General features: G+C 64.7%; 16 protein-coding genes. 8 read left to right on the top strand and 8 right to left on the bottom strand.

Annotated features, from left to right (window positions below):
* The first annotated feature begins 15 nt into the window (after positions 1-15).
* Positions 16-1944, top strand: coding sequence for a translational GTPase TypA (typA, locus tag RW112_RS02870; protein ID WP_317780334.1), 1929 nt, complete (start codon positions 16-18; stop codon positions 1942-1944).
* A gap of 49 nt (positions 1945-1993) precedes the next feature.
* Complete coding sequence (locus RW112_RS02865; protein WP_317780333.1) at positions 1994-2356, top strand: hypothetical protein; 363 nt, start codon at positions 1994-1996, stop codon at positions 2354-2356.
* A gap of 18 nt (positions 2357-2374) precedes the next feature.
* Here the strand turns inward: RW112_RS02865 and RW112_RS02860 are convergent, their stop codons facing one another.
* Positions 2375-2620 (bottom strand): hypothetical protein, encoded by a 246-nt coding sequence (locus RW112_RS02860; RefSeq protein ID WP_317780332.1) that lies wholly within the window; start codon positions 2618-2620, stop codon positions 2375-2377.
* Between the two features lie 201 nt (positions 2621-2821).
* Here RW112_RS02860 and fdxA point away from each other — a divergent pair, with 201 nt between their 5' ends.
* From fdxA to RW112_RS02845, 3 genes are all read left to right on the top strand, one after another.
* Complete coding sequence (gene fdxA, locus RW112_RS02855) at positions 2822-3148, top strand: ferredoxin (protein ID WP_055796733.1); 327 nt, start codon at positions 2822-2824, stop codon at positions 3146-3148.
* Between the two features lie 10 nt (positions 3149-3158).
* Entirely contained in the window at positions 3159-4307 is a 1149-nt protein-coding gene (gene dapC, locus RW112_RS02850) for a succinyldiaminopimelate transaminase (RefSeq protein WP_317780331.1), read from the top strand.
* Positions 4308-4566: 259 nt separating this feature from the next.
* Positions 4567-5850, top strand: coding sequence for a citrate synthase (locus tag RW112_RS02845; protein ID WP_043482784.1), 1284 nt, complete (start codon positions 4567-4569; stop codon positions 5848-5850).
* 177 nt (positions 5851-6027) lie between these two features.
* Here RW112_RS02845 and galE read toward each other — a convergent pair whose 3' ends face one another.
* Positions 6028-7041 (bottom strand): UDP-glucose 4-epimerase GalE, encoded by a 1014-nt coding sequence (galE, locus tag RW112_RS02840; protein ID WP_317780330.1) that lies wholly within the window; start codon positions 7039-7041, stop codon positions 6028-6030.
* Positions 7042-7122: 81 nt separating this feature from the next.
* On the opposite strand from galE, the gene RW112_RS02835 reads away from it, so the two are divergent.
* Entirely contained in the window at positions 7123-7761 is a 639-nt protein-coding gene (locus RW112_RS02835) for a TetR/AcrR family transcriptional regulator (RefSeq protein ID WP_317780329.1), read from the top strand.
* A 71-nt stretch (positions 7762-7832) separates the two neighbouring features.
* Positions 7833-8444, top strand: coding sequence for a hypothetical protein (locus tag RW112_RS02830; protein ID WP_317780328.1), 612 nt, complete (start codon positions 7833-7835; stop codon positions 8442-8444).
* Between the two features lie 10 nt (positions 8445-8454).
* Here RW112_RS02830 and RW112_RS02825 read toward each other — a convergent pair whose 3' ends face one another.
* On the bottom strand, positions 8455-9306 hold the full coding sequence (locus tag RW112_RS02825; RefSeq protein ID WP_317780327.1) for a hypothetical protein: 852 nt from the start codon (positions 9304-9306) through the stop codon (positions 8455-8457).
* A gap of 55 nt (positions 9307-9361) precedes the next feature.
* Positions 9362-10393, bottom strand: a complete 1032-nt coding sequence (dapD, locus tag RW112_RS02820; RefSeq protein WP_317780326.1) for a 2,3,4,5-tetrahydropyridine-2,6-dicarboxylate N-succinyltransferase — start codon at positions 10391-10393, stop codon at positions 9362-9364.
* A gap of 50 nt (positions 10394-10443) precedes the next feature.
* On the opposite strand from dapD, the gene dapE reads away from it, so the two are divergent.
* Positions 10444-11568 carry a succinyl-diaminopimelate desuccinylase gene (gene dapE, locus RW112_RS02815; RefSeq protein WP_317780325.1) on the top strand — a complete coding sequence of 375 codons (1125 nt, stop codon included), beginning with the start codon at positions 10444-10446 and terminating at the stop codon, positions 11566-11568.
* A gap of 76 nt (positions 11569-11644) precedes the next feature.
* Here the strand turns inward: dapE and RW112_RS02810 are convergent, their stop codons facing one another.
* The 4 genes from RW112_RS02810 to RW112_RS02795 form a co-directional block, all read right to left on the bottom strand.
* Positions 11645-12484, bottom strand: a complete 840-nt coding sequence (locus RW112_RS02810; RefSeq protein WP_317780324.1) for an ABC transporter permease subunit — start codon at positions 12482-12484, stop codon at positions 11645-11647.
* On the bottom strand, positions 12481-13131 hold the full coding sequence (locus RW112_RS02805; protein WP_305941664.1) for an amino acid ABC transporter permease: 651 nt from the start codon (positions 13129-13131) through the stop codon (positions 12481-12483). Before RW112_RS02805 ends, RW112_RS02810 begins: the two co-directional genes overlap by 4 nt.
* Positions 13132-13227: 96 nt before the next feature.
* A complete protein-coding gene (locus RW112_RS02800) occupies positions 13228-14112 on the bottom strand; it encodes a glutamate ABC transporter substrate-binding protein (protein WP_305941663.1) in 885 nt (294 codons plus the stop codon).
* 68 nt (positions 14113-14180) lie between these two features.
* Complete coding sequence (locus RW112_RS02795; RefSeq protein ID WP_305941662.1) at positions 14181-14936, bottom strand: amino acid ABC transporter ATP-binding protein; 756 nt, start codon at positions 14934-14936, stop codon at positions 14181-14183.
* Between the last annotated feature and the right edge of the window lie 126 nt (positions 14937-15062).

Below are 15062 nucleotides of genomic sequence, written 5' to 3'. Positions count from 1 at the left end.
ATCGAGCAATAACGCATGTCTGAAACCACCACCAACACTGCGGTAGCCACTGCATCGCGCAGTGACCTGCGCAACGTCGCGATTGTGGCCCACGTTGACCACGGCAAGACCACGCTGGTCGACGCCATGCTCAAGCAGACCAACTCCTTTGCCGAGCACAACCACCTCGAAGACCGTGTGATGGACTCCGGTGACCTTGAGCGGGAAAAGGGCATCACCATCCTGGCCAAGAACACCACCGTGGCCTACAACGGACCGTCCTCACAGGGCGAGACCATCACCATCAACGTGATCGACACTCCGGGCCACGCTGACTTCGGCGGCGAGGTGGAGCGCGGACTGTCCATGGTTGACGGCGTTGTGCTGCTCGTCGACGCTTCAGAGGGACCCCTGCCCCAGACCCGTTTCGTGCTCCGCAAGGCCCTCGCCGCGCACCTGCCGGTGATCCTGCTGGTCAACAAGACCGACCGCCCCGACGCGCGGATCGAAGAAGTTGTCCACGAGTCCATGGACCTGCTCCTTGGCCTGGCCTCCGACCTCGCGGACGAAGTTCCCGACCTGGACCTGGACAAGATCCTCGAAGTTCCGGTTGTCTACGCAGCAGCCAAGGTTGGCCGCGCCTCCCTCGAACAGCCTGCCGACGGCACGGCCCCGGAGAACGAGGACCTCGAACCGCTCTTCAAGACCATCATCGAGCACATCCCGGCACCGACGTACGATCCCAACGGCGTCCTGCAGGCGCACGTGACCAACCTCGACGCCTCCCCGTTCCTGGGCCGCCTGGCGCTGCTGCGCATCTACAACGGCACGCTCCGCAAGGGCCAGACCGTTGCATGGGCCCGCGCCAACGGCGAACTGAAGAACGTCAAAATCACCGAGCTGCTGGCCACCAAGGCCCTTGACCGCGTCCCGGCCGAGTCCGCCGGCCCCGGTGAGATCGTGGCCGTCGCCGGCATCGAGGAAATCACCATCGGTGAGACCCTGACAGACGCCGAGAACCCGCAGCCGCTGCCGCTGATCACCGTGGACGATCCCGCGATCTCCATGACCATCGGTATCAACACCTCGCCGCTGGCCGGCAAGGTCAAGGGCGCCAAGGTCACGGCCCGCCAGGTGAAGGACCGCCTGGACAAGGAACTGATCGGTAACGTCTCCATCAAGGTCCTCCCCACCGAGCGTCCCGACGCCTGGGAAGTACAGGGCCGTGGCGAGCTGGCCCTGGCCATCCTCGTTGAGCAGATGCGCCGCGAAGGCTTCGAGCTGACCGTCGGCAAGCCGCAGGTGGTCACCAAGACCATCGACGGCAAGATCCACGAGCCGATGGAGCACATGACCATCGACGTGCCTGAAGAGTACCTCGGCGCCGTCACCCAGCTCATGGCAGCCCGCAAGGGCCGCATGACCAACATGGCCAACCACGGCACCGGCTGGTGCCGCATGGAGTTCATCGTTCCCGCCCGTGGCCTGATCGGTTTCCGCACCAAGTTCCTCACGGACACCCGCGGCGCCGGCATCGCAGCCTCCATCTCCGAGGGCTACGAGCCCTGGGCCGGCCCGATCGAATACCGCACCAACGGTTCGATGATCGCCGACCGCGCCGGTGTTGTGACGCCGTTCGCCATGATCAACCTGCAGGAACGCGGCTCCTTCTTTGTGAAGCCGACCTCCGAGGTGTACGAAGGCATGATCGTGGGCGAGAACTCCCGCGCCGACGACATGGACGTCAACATCACCAAGGAAAAGAAGCTCACCAACATGCGTGCAGCCTCTTCCGACACCTTCGAGAACCTGACGCCGCCGCGCGACCTGACCCTCGAAGAGTCCCTCGAATTCGCCCGCGAGGACGAGTGCGTTGAGGTTACCCCGGAGTCCATCCGCATCCGAAAGGTGATCCTGGACACCAACGAGCGCGCCAAGGCCAACCGCGCCCGCGCCAAGGTCTGATCCCCGGCACGTTCCGGTTATCACCTTCGTGAACAGTAGAGCTGCCGGTATGGCAGGCGGCATCGCCGCCGCCGTGCCGGCAGCTCTTTTTGTTGCGGCGGCAGGCACGGCCCTGCACCGCCAGCAGTGGATGGTGTCCGGCGTCGTTCTTCCCTGGGGTGCGCTGGCGGCGCTGGTCCTTCTGGGCTCGGTCCAGCTGCTCCTCGGGGCGGCTTTCCGGTCGGTGATCCCGCCGGCGGCCTGCGGCGTGCTGTGCTACGTCCTGGCAGGTCTGTGGTCGAACCTGGAGCCCGGCAAACGGCTTATCGCCGCGGACGTTCCAGGCTACCTCTGGATCTACGGTATCGCCGCGGTGACCGTGCTGATGCTCGTGTGGTGCCGGCGCTACCGGGAACCGCCCCGGCGCGCCTGAGGCCGCCGGACGGCAGGCTTAGCCCGCCGCTCGCGGCGCGCGCCGCGGGGGAGGCGGTGGTACCGGTTTCGCTGCCACCACCATGGCCAGGGGAATGACGACGTCGGCCCGCCGGGTGCGGACGGTACACTCGGCCGCGGTGATCCCCACCAGGTCGCCCAGCGCGTCCGTCAGGCCCTCCGGGATGCGGTAGCGCACCACCACCCGGGTGCCCAGCGGGGTCTTTTCGAGGAACTGGCGGGAATCGGGGGCCTGTGACGTCACCACTTCATCCTAGGACGCCCCTTCCTCTCAGTACCGCGGGCGTGTATGACGCCGGGCTTCTGTGACGCCGGGCTTCTATGACGCGTTGCTAGGTTCGCGGGAACAGACTGATAGATAATAGGCTCAGAAGTCAGCAGTCCGGCGCTCAGGCCGGGAAGATCACCGGCCGAGTGCCGGAACCAACGTGGAGAGGCAAGGGACGTGACGTACGTAATCGCGCAGCCGTGTGTAGATGTCAAGGACAAGGCATGTATTGAGGAATGCCCCGTCGACTGCATCTATGAGGGCGAGCGGTCCCTCTACATCCACCCGGATGAATGCGTCGACTGCGGTGCCTGCGAACCCGTCTGCCCCGTCGAGGCCATCTACTACGAGGATGACACCCCTGACGAGTGGGCTGACTACTACAAGGCGAACGTCGAATTCTTCGACGACCTGGGGTCGCCCGGCGGCGCCGCCAAGGTGGGCAATACCCACACCGACCACCCGATGATTGCTGCCCTGCCGCCGCAGAACCAGGACCACTGAGGCACCTGGCGTGACATCCGCGGTACGCAGCTTCGGCCTTAGCCTGCCCGATTACCCGTGGGAGGCCATGGCCCCGTATCTTGCCACGGCCGCCAAGCACCCCGGCGGGCCGGTCAACCTTTCCATCGGCACCCCGGTGGACCACACGCCCGTCCTGATCCAGGAGGCGCTCCAGCGGGCCGCCGACGCCCCCGGGTACCCCACGGTGCACGGTACGCCGGCGCTCCGCGAAGCCATTGCCGATTGGTTCGCGCGCCGCCGCGGCGTTCCCGGACTGGATCCCAGGGACGTGATGCCCACTGTCGGTTCCAAGGAACTGGTGGCGTGGCTGCCGTTCCTCCTGGGCCTCAAGCCCGGTGACGTCGTCGTCCGTCCTACCGTTGCCTACCCGACCTACGACATCGGGGCGACGTTCGCAGGCGCGGAACATATCGCCGCCGACGATCTTGACGAACTCGATGACGAGACTCGGCGGCGGGTCCGGCTCGTCTGGGTCAATTCGCCGGCCAACCCCACCGGCAGCGTCCGCGATGCCGAATCATTGAAGCGGATAGTGGACCAGGCCCGCGGGCTTGGCGCCGTCGTGGCTTCCGACGAATGCTACGCGGAGCTCGGCTGGGGGGAGTGGGACGTCCAGCGCGGCGGCCGCCCGGTGACCAGCATCCTGGACCCGCGCGTCGCCGGGGGATCCCATGACGGCCTGCTGGCGGTGTACTCCCTCAGCAAGCAATCGAACCTTGCGGGGTACCGCGCAGCGTTTGTTGCAGGCGACCCGGTCATCATGGCCAACCTGGTCAACAGCCGCAAGCATGCCGGCATGATCGTTCCCTACCCGGTCCAGGAAGCCATGCGCGTGGCGCTCGGTGACGACGCCCACGTGCAGGCGCAGAAGGACCTTTACCGCGGGCGGCGGGAACGGATAGTGCCGGCGCTCGAATCGTTCGGGCTGTCAATCCACGAGTCCCAGGCGGGACTCTACCTGTGGTGCAGTGCCGGTGAAGCCACGTGGGACACCGTGGGCAGGCTGGCCGGGCTCGGTATCGTGGTGGGCCCCGGCGTGTTCTACGGTGATGCCGGAAACGGGTTTATCCGGGTGGCACTTACCGCCGCGGATGAGCGGATTGACGCGGGAGTGGCGCGGCTGACCGCTGGCGCGTAGCGGGCAACGGGCGGCAACAGGTCCGTAACAATGGTGTGACACGCAACACAACGGGGGCGTTTTCGGGGCATTTCGACACTACCGGATTAGTGTCACCTTGCCTTGGAGCGGTACTTTTTAACTGACTATCAATGGTGGCTTTCTACAAGAAGGCAGCCCGGCCGTTGGAATCCCTGCCCTGCAGGCTCCTCGGCCGGCTTCACCGGAGGTTGGATCAAGCTTTCTACAGAGAGGCCCTGACGCCTCATGAGGAGACTCCATGACTGAGACCACCAGCGCAACCCTGCGCCACGCGGGCGGCGAGCTCGAACTCCCCCGTATCAAGGTTGTAGAAGGAAACGAAGGCTATGACGTTTCCAAACTGCTGAAGCAGACAGGCGCCGTCGCCTTTGACCCCGGTTTCATGAACACCGCGGCCACCACTTCGGCCATCACGTACATCGACGGCGATGCCGGCATCCTGCGGTACCGCGGGTACCCGATTGAGCAGCTGGCACAGCACTCCAGCTTCCTGGAAGTTTCCTACCTGCTGATCTACGGCAACCTGCCGACTCCCACCGAGCTGGACGCCTTCGACCAGAGGATCCGCCGCCACACGCTGCTGCACGAAGAGCTCAAGGGCTTCTTCGGCGGCTTCCCGCGCGACGCCCACCCGATGCCCGTGCTGTCCTCGGCCGTGTCCGCGCTCTCCACTTTCTACCAGGACTCCCTGGACCCCTTCAACGCAGAGCACGTGGAAGTCTCCACGTACCGGCTCCTGGCCAAGATGCCGGTCATCGCGGCCTACGCCCTGAAGAAGAGCATTGGTCAGCCCATGCTCTACCCGGACAACTCCATGAACCTGGTGGAGAACTTCCTCCGCCTCAGCTTCGGACTCCCGGCCGAGCAGTACGAGCTGGACCCGGTGATGGTCAAGGCCCTGGACCTTCTGCTGATCCTGCACGCGGACCACGAGCAGAACTGTTCCACGTCCACCGTACGACTGGTCGGCTCGTCCAACGCCAACCTCTTCGCCTCGGTGTCCGCAGGTATCAACGCGCTGTTCGGCCCCGCCCACGGCGGCGCCAACGAAGCCGTGCTCAAGATGCTGCGCCAGATCCAGACCGAGGGCATCAAGCCCGAGGACTACATGGAGAAGGTCAAGAACAAAGAAGACGGCGTCCGCCTCATGGGCTTCGGGCACCGCGTCTACAAGAACTACGATCCGCGGGCCAGGATCGTCAAGGACACGGCACACGAAGTGCTCGGCAAACTCGGCGGCAACGACGAACTGCTGGACATCGCCATGCGCCTCGAAGAGAAGGCCCTGGGTGACGACTACTTCATCCAGCGCAAGCTCTACCCGAACGTGGACTTCTACACGGGCCTGATCTACAAGGCCATGGGCTTCCCGGAGAAGATGTTCACGGTGCTCTTCGCGATCGGCCGCCTGCCGGGCTGGATTGCCCAGTGGCGCGAAATGATCAACGACCCCAGCACCAAGATCGGCCGTCCGCGCCAGCTCTACACAGGAGAGCCGGAGCGGAACTACCCGGCCAGCTAAGGCTGACGAATTAAACTACGACGCCGGCTGCGCACCCAAGGTGCGCAGCCGGCGTCGTACTTACATCGATTGCTCCCCACCGGCTCCCTGCCCTCGCAAGCTCGGTCCGGGGCCCTCGCCGGCGTGGGCCCACGGTCGTTTTGGGCCGTGAAAACGACACCTACGGAGCAACCGATGTCAGGAGTTGTAGCCCAGCGGGTTGTTCTTCTGCCAGCGCCAGTGGTCCTCGCACATCTGGTCCACGGTCTTCGTCGTGGACCAGCCGAGGTCAGCCAGCGCGGACGTGGCGTCGGCCCAAAACGCGGGGAGATCGCCGGCGCGGCGGCCCGTAATCTCGTAGGGGAGCTCGTGGCCTACGGCCTTTTCGAAGGAACGCAGCACCTCCAGCACCGACGATCCCTTGCCGGAACCGAGGTTCCACCGGAACACGCCCGTGCGGCCTGCCACGTGGTTGAGGGCGGCGACGTGCCCTTCAGCTAGGTCCACCACGTGGATGTAGTCACGGAGGCAGGTGCCGTCCGGAGTGTCGTAGTCGCCGCCGAAGACCATCAGTTTTTCACGTCGGCCCACTGCGACCTGGGCGATGAACGGAACCAGGTTGTTGGGGATGCCCTGCGGGTCCTCGCCAATCTGGCCGGACGGGTGTGCACCCACCGGGTTGAAATAGCGCAGGAGCGCGATGTGCCATCGGCTGTCCGCGGCGCCAAGGTCTGAGAGGATGTCCTCGATCTGTTCCTTGGTCCGGCCGTACGGGTTGTTGGCGCCGATCTCCATCTTTTCCACGTAGGGGATCGGGTTGTGCTCGCCGTACACGGTGGCCGAGGAGCTGAAGACCAGCGAACGGACGTCATGCCGGTCCATCACACGGATCAGGTTCAGGGTGCCTACCAGGTTGTTGTAGTAGTACTTCAGCGGCTCACGGACGGATTCGCCCACGGCCTTGAGGCCCGCGAAATGGATCACAGCGTCGATCCGGTCCTGCGCAAAGACGGCCTCGACAGCTTGTTCGTCCACGAGGTCCACGTTGTGGAACACAGCTTCCTGGCCGCTCAGCTCGGCGACGCGGCGCAGCGACTCTTCGCTGGAATTGACCAGGTTGTCGATGACCACCACCTCATGGCCGGCTTCCTGCAGGGACAGAACAGTGTGGGACCCGATGTAGCCGGTGCCGCCCGTAACCAGAATTCTCATGAGCTCAACGCTATCCCAGTTGGCCGCGCTTCCGCCCGTGTTGCCCACACCTTGGCGGCACAACTGTGCTAAATAGTAGGAGTGCCCAAAATCGTTGATGCCGCAGTCCGGCGCCAGGAAGTTGTCGAAGCCGTTTTCAGGATCATTGCAACGGACGGACTGGAACGGGCCTCCCTGCGTGAAGTGGCTGACGAGGCCGGACTTGCCGTGGGATCCGTCCGCCACTACTTCTCCAGCAGCGACGAGCTGCTGGCCCATTCCTTCGGTGTGGTGGTGGATAGGATCACCGGCAGGCTGGACGCGGCGCGGGACCGCCTCACCCAACTGGCTCCCGGGACAGCTGAGCACCGGGACGGTGTGTTAACCCTGCTGGGCCAGTTCCTCCCGCTGGACGAGGAGCGGGCCGTGGACGCGTGCGTCTGGATGGCGTTCAAGAACGCAGCCCGGATCAGGCCGTTCCTTGCCGCCGAGGCTGACCGCAGCCACCGGTCCGTGGCCGCCCTCGTGGGCTGGCTGATCATGGAACTCAGCCCGCCCGGGGAAGCAGGGGCCGACGATGGCCATCAGGGCCTGGTGACCGAAGCGGAGCGGCTGCTCGCTACGTTGGACGGACTGACCATGCATGCCCTGCTGCAGCCTGAGTGGATGACGGCTGACATGTGCCGGGACGTCCTGTCGTCGCACCTGCTGAGCCTGGGCCAGTCTGCGCTGAGCCACTAAAGCAAGCCATTAACGTCAGTAGTCAAGAGGAATACACTGGGACAGTAAACAAGCCAAGGGAGGCCATTCGGATGCACCAAACAGGCGGTCCTGGCTGGCGGATCACCATGGACACCTCGGGTCCCATGCTCATTGCACTCTACGTCCGGGACGCTGCAGGCCTCAACAGCGCGGGGCGTCCGGCTTTGTGCCATATGGCTCCCAAGATCCGACCGGTGGACCACACCAACCTCACGTCCGAAGTCGGCGGAATCAGTGCCCTTAAGACTGAATGGGAAGCCTGGTGGGAGCAACTGCTCAAGGCGCATCCCCAAATGACGCCCGATGTGAAGCCCCCCGATTTTGAGGCCTTCGGGAACTCTCCCGCCCTCCAGCGCGTCCTGCAGGCGCATTTCGGGTCGGCCCTGACCTGGGCCCGTGAGCGCCGCTCCGAATACGCCGCACTCGAGGCCGAACGGGAGGCGAGCGGCGCCCCGCAACTCCTGGGCGACATGGTGGAAGACCGGCTGCTGGAAGTGGGCCGCGGTTCACGGGACTTCACCCTGACCATCATCGAACTTCCGCTGACGGAACCCCGGGCATGGTACCTCGAGCCGGACAAGATCATCATGAGCAAGGAACTGTTGACCCAGCCCGAGGTGTTCCGAAGCTACGTCCAGCCGGTCGTGGAACTTCTCGTCTGAGTCCTTGCCGTCAGGAGGTCCCGGCAGCGACCGTGACCGTGACCAGGCCGGACTGACCCTCCGAGGGTTGCCAGCCGTTCCTGGCCGCCCGGTCCCAGCTGCGTCCTTCCACACCGACGTTCGTCACGGACAGGGATTTGGCGTTCGCCACGGCCCACTGTGCCACGGCCCAGGCCTGGGTCCCGTTCGCCTCCAGCACAAGCGTGGTGCCGTCTGTTGTCGCCGGGACGTTCCCGAAGGCGGCGGTCAGTTCGCCAAGGACAGCCTGGACGTCGCCAGGGCCCTCGGGCGACTTGAGGGTGCAGTCCAGTGCCCCGGATGACTGCCCGGACAGGGCGGAGGCAAATGCCCGGCCCATGTCCTCATGCTGCGCGTAGGCCTGCGGGTAGGCAGAACGCTGGACCTGCTGCGCCGCAGCCGTGATTTCCAGCGACTCATAGTCCGGAATCTTCACCAGGGCGTCGAAGAACGCCCCGCTGGCGTAATACGGGTCCATCACCTGTTCCTCGGTGCCCCAGCCCTGGGAGGGACGCTGCTGGAACAGGCCGCGGGAATCCGGCCCGGCCTGGTCTCCGTGCTCGATGTTTCGCAGCTTGGATTCCTGCATGGCGGTCGCCAGGGCGATGCTCGCGGCCCGCGGGGGCAGGCCGCGGCGCACGGCGACGGCGGTGATGAGCGCCGCATTTGCCGCCTGGTCGGTGGCCAGGTCGGCTTCCCGGGATCCGACGGCGGCAGTGCACTTTTCGGCAATGAGCGTTTCCGAACGCTGGATAAAGGCAACGGCCGTGTAGACGCCGCCGGCAATCAGGGCCAGGACCAGCCCCAGCACTAGCAGGCGGCGCAGGCCACGTCTCCGTGACACGAGGTTGCTCCCTGAGGCCCTGATCGGGCCGGTTGACGTCTGCGGGCGGGCGGAATCAGTTAGCGTGGAGGGCCTCATTGAGTTCCACGGTCTGGCCCTTGCGGGGGAGTACCTCCACGGCGCCGTTCGTGGAATTGCGGCGGAACAGCAGGTTGGGCACACCTGAGAGTTCAACGGCCTTGACCACCCGGGTGGTGTCCACGCCGTCGGCATCCTTCGGACCGATGACGCGGACGCGGGTTCCTGCCGTGACGTACAGGCCGGCCTCAACCACCGAGTCGTCGCCGATGCTGATCCCGACGCCGGAGTTGGCGCCCAGCAGCACACGCGCACCGAGGGAGATCTTCTCCTTGCCGCCGCCGGACAACGTACCCATGATGGAGGCGCCGCCGCCGACGTCCGTTCCGTCGCCGGTGACAACCCCGGCCGAGATGCGGCCTTCCACCATGGAGGTGCCCAGGGTGCCTGCGTTGAAGTTCACGAACCCCTCGTGCATCACCGTGGTGCCCTCGGCAAGGTGGGCGCCAAGCCGGACGCGGCCGGCGTCGGCGATCCGGACGCCCGCCGGCACCACGTAGTCCACCATGCGCGGGAACTTGTCCACTCCGTAAACAGTCACGGGACCGCGCCTGCGCAGCTTCGCCCGGGTCAGTTCGAAGCCTTCAACGGCAGCAGGGCCGAAGTTCGTCCACACGACATTGGGGAGCTTGCCGAAGATGCCATCCAGGTTGATGGTGTTGGGCTGCACCAGCCGGTGCGAAAGCAGGTGCAGGCGGAGGTAGGCGTCCGCGGTGTCGGCAGGGGCCTCGTCAAGGTGCACCTGGACGAAAACGACCTGCTGCTCGGTGCCGCGGTCGGCGTCGCTGCCGGCTGCGGCGATCTCGGCCAGCACGGGATCCGCGCTCTCCACGTTCCGGAGGCTGTCCGCTGCGGTTCCCAGGGACGGTGCGGGGAACCAGACGTCCAGCACGGTGGCCTCGCCGTTGCGGGTGGAAATGGTGGCCACGCCGTAACCATAGGCGGAGCGGGCATCGGCGGATGCGGAATCATCGGCGGGCACGGCGGAAGCAGCAGCGGTTTCAGTCATGGTCCCAGTCTATCGAGAGGCGGGAGCAGGTCTCGAACTAGACTGTCCGTGTGACTGCTCAAACCGCCTCCGCCCGCCTCGACCTCCGCCAGGACGTCGCCCTCCTCACTGCTGCGCTCATCGACATCAACAGTGTCTCGGCCAACGAGGAGGAACTGGCCGACGCCGTCGAACATGCCCTTCGGAAGATTCCGCAGCTTGAGGTCGTCAGGGACGGCGATTCGATCATCGCCCGCACTGCCCTGGGCCGCGCTGAGCGGGTCATCCTGGCCGGGCACCTGGATACGGTGCCGCTCCCGACCACCGACGGCGCCCTTGGCACGGTCCCTTCGTTCTGGCCCTCAGGCGCGCCCGGCGAAGGACTCCTGTACGGCCGCGGCGCGACGGACATGAAAGGCGGCGTCGCGGTGCAGCTTGCACTGGCCGCCGGCATGTTCGACGGCGGGAAGGAACCGGGCAAGGACGTCACCTTCGTGTTCTACGACCACGAGGAAGTCGAAGCGGTGAAGAGCGGCCTCGGTCGGCTGGTGCGCAATCACGGTGGGCTTCTCGAGGGTGACTTCGCCATCCTGCTCGAGCCAACGCACGGAACCGTGGAAGGCGGGTGCAACGGCACCATGCGGTTCGAGGCAACCACCATCGGTGAGGCAGCACACTCCGCCCGGGCCTGGATGGGAAGCAACGCCATTCATGCCGCCGCCCCCATCCTCGCCAGGCTGGCCTCCTACGAACCGGCCACCATCAACGTGGACGGCCTGGACTACCGGGAAAGCCTCAACGCGGTGAAAATCAACGGTGGCACTGCGGGAAACGTCATTCCTGACCGCTGCGTGGTGGAAATCAACTACCGCTTCGCTCCGGACAAGACTCCGGACCAGGCCGAAGCCCACGTCCGCGAACTCCTCGACGGGTTCGACGTCGTCAAGACGGACAGCGCGGCCGGCGCGCGGCCGGGGCTGAACCATCCGGCGGCCGCATCCTTCGTGGCCGCCGTCGGTGCCGAGCCCAAGCCGAAGTACGGCTGGACCGACGTCGCGCGTTTCAGCGAACTGGGAATTCCGGCGGTGAACTTCGGGCCCGGCGACCCGCTGCTGGCGCATAAAGACAACGAACACGTCGACGCCGATGCGATCCGTGAGTGCCTCCGTGCGCTGCGGACGTGGCTGGGAAACTAGCCCGGCTAAGTCCCCGCTCAGGCAGGAAGGCCCGGATCAGTGATCCGGGCCTTCCTGGTGCTTCACTTCCTGCGTGCTACTTCACTTCGGCTTCAATCGGTTCAGGCTCAGCCTTGGCCACGCCCCCGGCAGCCTTCTTGGAACCGCGCCGTTCGATCCAGACTGCGATGCGCGAAACGCAGATGTTGATCGCGATGTAGATCGCTGCGGCCACGAAGAAGATCGGGAACAGGAACTGGGTTCCCAGGAAGTCGGCCATAACCTGCACGGCGCGGAGCAGTTCACCGTAGGCCACGATGTAGCCCAGGGATGTGTCCTTCAGCAGCACCACGAGCTGGGCCACGAGTGACGGCATCATGCGCCGGACGGCCTGGGGCAGTTCAATGACCATGCGGGACTGGAAACTGGTCAGGCCGATGGTCAGGCCTGCTTCGCGCTGGCCCTTCGGCAGGGACTGGATACCGGCACGGATGATCTCCGCGAAGACCGCCGCGTTGTACAGGACAAGGCCGGCCACCACGGCGATGAACTGGTTGGTTCCGAAGACGAGCAAGACGAAGAACATCATCAGGACCACGGGCATGCCGCGCAGGAATTCCAGCACGATCCGGGTGGGGACCCGGATGGCGGCAAGGTCGGATATCCGCAGCAGGCACAGCAGCAGTCCCAGCGGGAACGCGATGACGGCAGCCACGGCCGCAGCGCTCAGGGTTGCGCCGATGCCGTTGCCGAGCAGCGTCCAGACGTCCGCCCGCGTGAAGATCGCCCAGCGGCGTCCCTCGAAGATGCCCTGCTGGGCCAGTGTGCTGATGATCCATGCCAGCAGGCCAAGGATCAACAGGGAGCCGACTACGGAGCCAATAAGTGAAACCCGGCGGGCTTTTGGCCCTGGGACGTCGTACAGAACCGAGCTCATCGGACGATCGCCACCTTTCGTTCGACGGTGCTCGCCAGGATGCCCAACGGAACAGTGATCAGCAGGTAGAAGAAAGCCACCCCGATGAGAACGGCCATCACCTGGTCGCCGTTGGAGTTGGCGAGCTGGCGGCCGTAACCGAACAGCTCCAGGACGAAGAAGGCGCCGGCGACGGATGAGTTCTTGACCAGGGCGATCAGGATATTGATCAACGGCGGGATCACCGTCCGCAACGCTTGCGGCAGAATGATCAGGGACAGCACCTGGCCGAACTTCATGCCGATGCTGCGCGCGGCCTCGGCCTGGCCGACGGGAACGCTGTTGACACCGGAGCGCACTGCTTCAGCGATGAAGGCTGCTGTATAGGCACTCAGGGCAATGATGGCCGCCACTTCAAACTGCTCAAATTTCACCCCGAGCCTCGGCAGGACGATCGCGGCGAAGAAGAAGGCAATGGTCAGGGGGGTGTTCCGCAGAATCTCCACGTAGGTCATGCTGAAGCCGCGGAGGGCGGCAACGGGTGAAACCCGGGCGGCGGCCAGCACCGTTCCCAGCAGGAGGGCGATGACTCCGGATACGGCTGACAGGAACAGGGTTCGGAGAAAGCCTTCCCAGTAAAGTGGCAGGTTATCGATGATGACGTCCATAACATCCTTTGGCTGTGTGTCGCGGACGGGAGCGAAGATGGGAGCGGCGGCTGCCGGAGCCTTGGCAAACGGACTCCGGCAACCGCCCTGCGTTACTTAGTAACGGTTGATGGCCGGAAGTTCCGGCGCCGTCTTGATGACGGAGCCCGCGGTTGCTTCCCAGGCCTTCTTGTAAGACCCGTCCTTGCTGAACTCTTCCAGCTGGTCGTTGATCCAGTTGCGGAAGACGGTGTCATCCTTCTTCAGGCCGATGCCGTAGGGCTCCTTGGTGAAGGTCTCGTCCGAGGCCAGCTTGAAGGCGTCAGGCTCCTTGTCCACGAAGCCGGCCAGGATCACGTTGTCGGTGGTGATGGCTTCCACCTGCTTGTTGCGCAGCGGTTCGAGGCAGGCCGAGTAGGTGGCCGCGGGAACGAGTACTGCTCCGTACTTCTCCACGATGGTGCCGGCGGGGGTGGAACCCGTCACGGAGCAGACCTTCTTGCCCTTGACGTCCTCGGGCTTCTTGATGGTGTCGTTGTCCTTGTTCACCATGAGGGCCTGGCCGGCCTCGTAGTACGGCCCGGCAAAGCTGACGACCTGCTTGCGCTTGTCGTTGATGGTGTAGGTGGCGATGACCAGGTCCACCTTGCCCTGTTCGATAAACGGTTCGCGGTTCGCGGAGACTGTCTCCGACCATTCGATCTTGTCCGCCGCGATGCCCAGCTTGGCGGCAATCAGCTTGCCCATCTCGACGTCAAAGCCGATGGGCTTGCCGTCAAGGCCCACCTGGCCGAAGAGGGGCTGGTCGAACTTGGTGCCGATCTTGATCGTTCCGGCGGAAGCGAGCTTCTCCATGGTGCTGCCGGCCGCGAAGGTGGGCTTCTCGGCAACCGTGGGGTCGCTGGTGGTACCGGTGCTGCCGCCGCAGGCGCTCAGAGTCAGGGCGAGGGCTGCTGATGCTGCAACCACAAAGGACTTCCGTCGGGTCAAAAATGCCTTCATGACATACCTTTCATTGGCGGCCACTGTGGTGGCCTGGGTGCGAACTGCGTAGGTGCGGTCTCGTGGAATCAGTGGGTGAGGAGCTTGGAGAGGAAGTCCTTGGCGCGGTTGCTCTTCGGGTTCGTGAAGAACTCTTCCGGTGTTGCGTCTTCGACGATCTGGCCGTCGGCCATGAACACCACGCGGTCGGCGGCCTTGCGGGCGAAGCCCATCTCGTGGGTGACCACGATCATGGTCATGCCTTCCTTGGCCAGCTGGATCATGACGTCGAGGACCTCATTGATCATTTCCGGGTCAAGGGCCGAGGTGGGCTCGTCAAACAGCATGACCTTCGGCTTCATCGCCAGGGCACGGGCAATCGCCACGCGCTGCTGCTGGCCGCCGGAGAGCTGCGCCGGGAGCTTGGGTGCCTGGTGGCCGACGCCCACACGCTCCAACAGCGCCATGGCGTCCTTGTCGGCCTGCGCCTTGGCAACGCCCTTGACCTTGATCGGACCCAGGGTGACGTTTTCCAGGATCGTCTTGTGGGCAAAGAGATTGAAGGACTGGAACACCATTCCGACGTCGGCGCGCAGCTTGGCGAGTTCCTTGCCTTCCTCCGGCAGTTCCTTGCCGTCGATGGCGATCTTGCCGTCGTCGATGGTTTCGAGGCGGTTGATGGCCCGGCAGAGTGTGGACTTACCGGACCCGGACGGTCCGATGACCACAACAACTTCGCCCTTACGGACGTTCAGGTTGATGTCCTTGAGTACGTGCAGCTGGCCGTAGTGCTTATTCACGGCTTTCAGGGAGACGAGAGCTTCGCCGGGCACTTGAGTAGTCATAAGAGAGAATCTAGCGAACATTAGCGGGATATGACGGCAATCACTCCAACTTCCTGCAGATCGTGATTCAAGAGATACCTGCAGGTCAGGGCCCCCGGGCGCCCGCTGCAACAGGATGGGACGCGC

Origin of the sequence: Arthrobacter sp. B10-11 (genome assembly GCF_033142195.1) — a bacterium.
Lineage (GTDB): Bacteria > Actinomycetota > Actinomycetes > Actinomycetales > Micrococcaceae > Arthrobacter > Arthrobacter oryzae_C.
The sequence above is the reverse complement of the archived record's forward strand: the minus strand, read 5'-3'. Positions and strand labels throughout refer to the sequence as shown.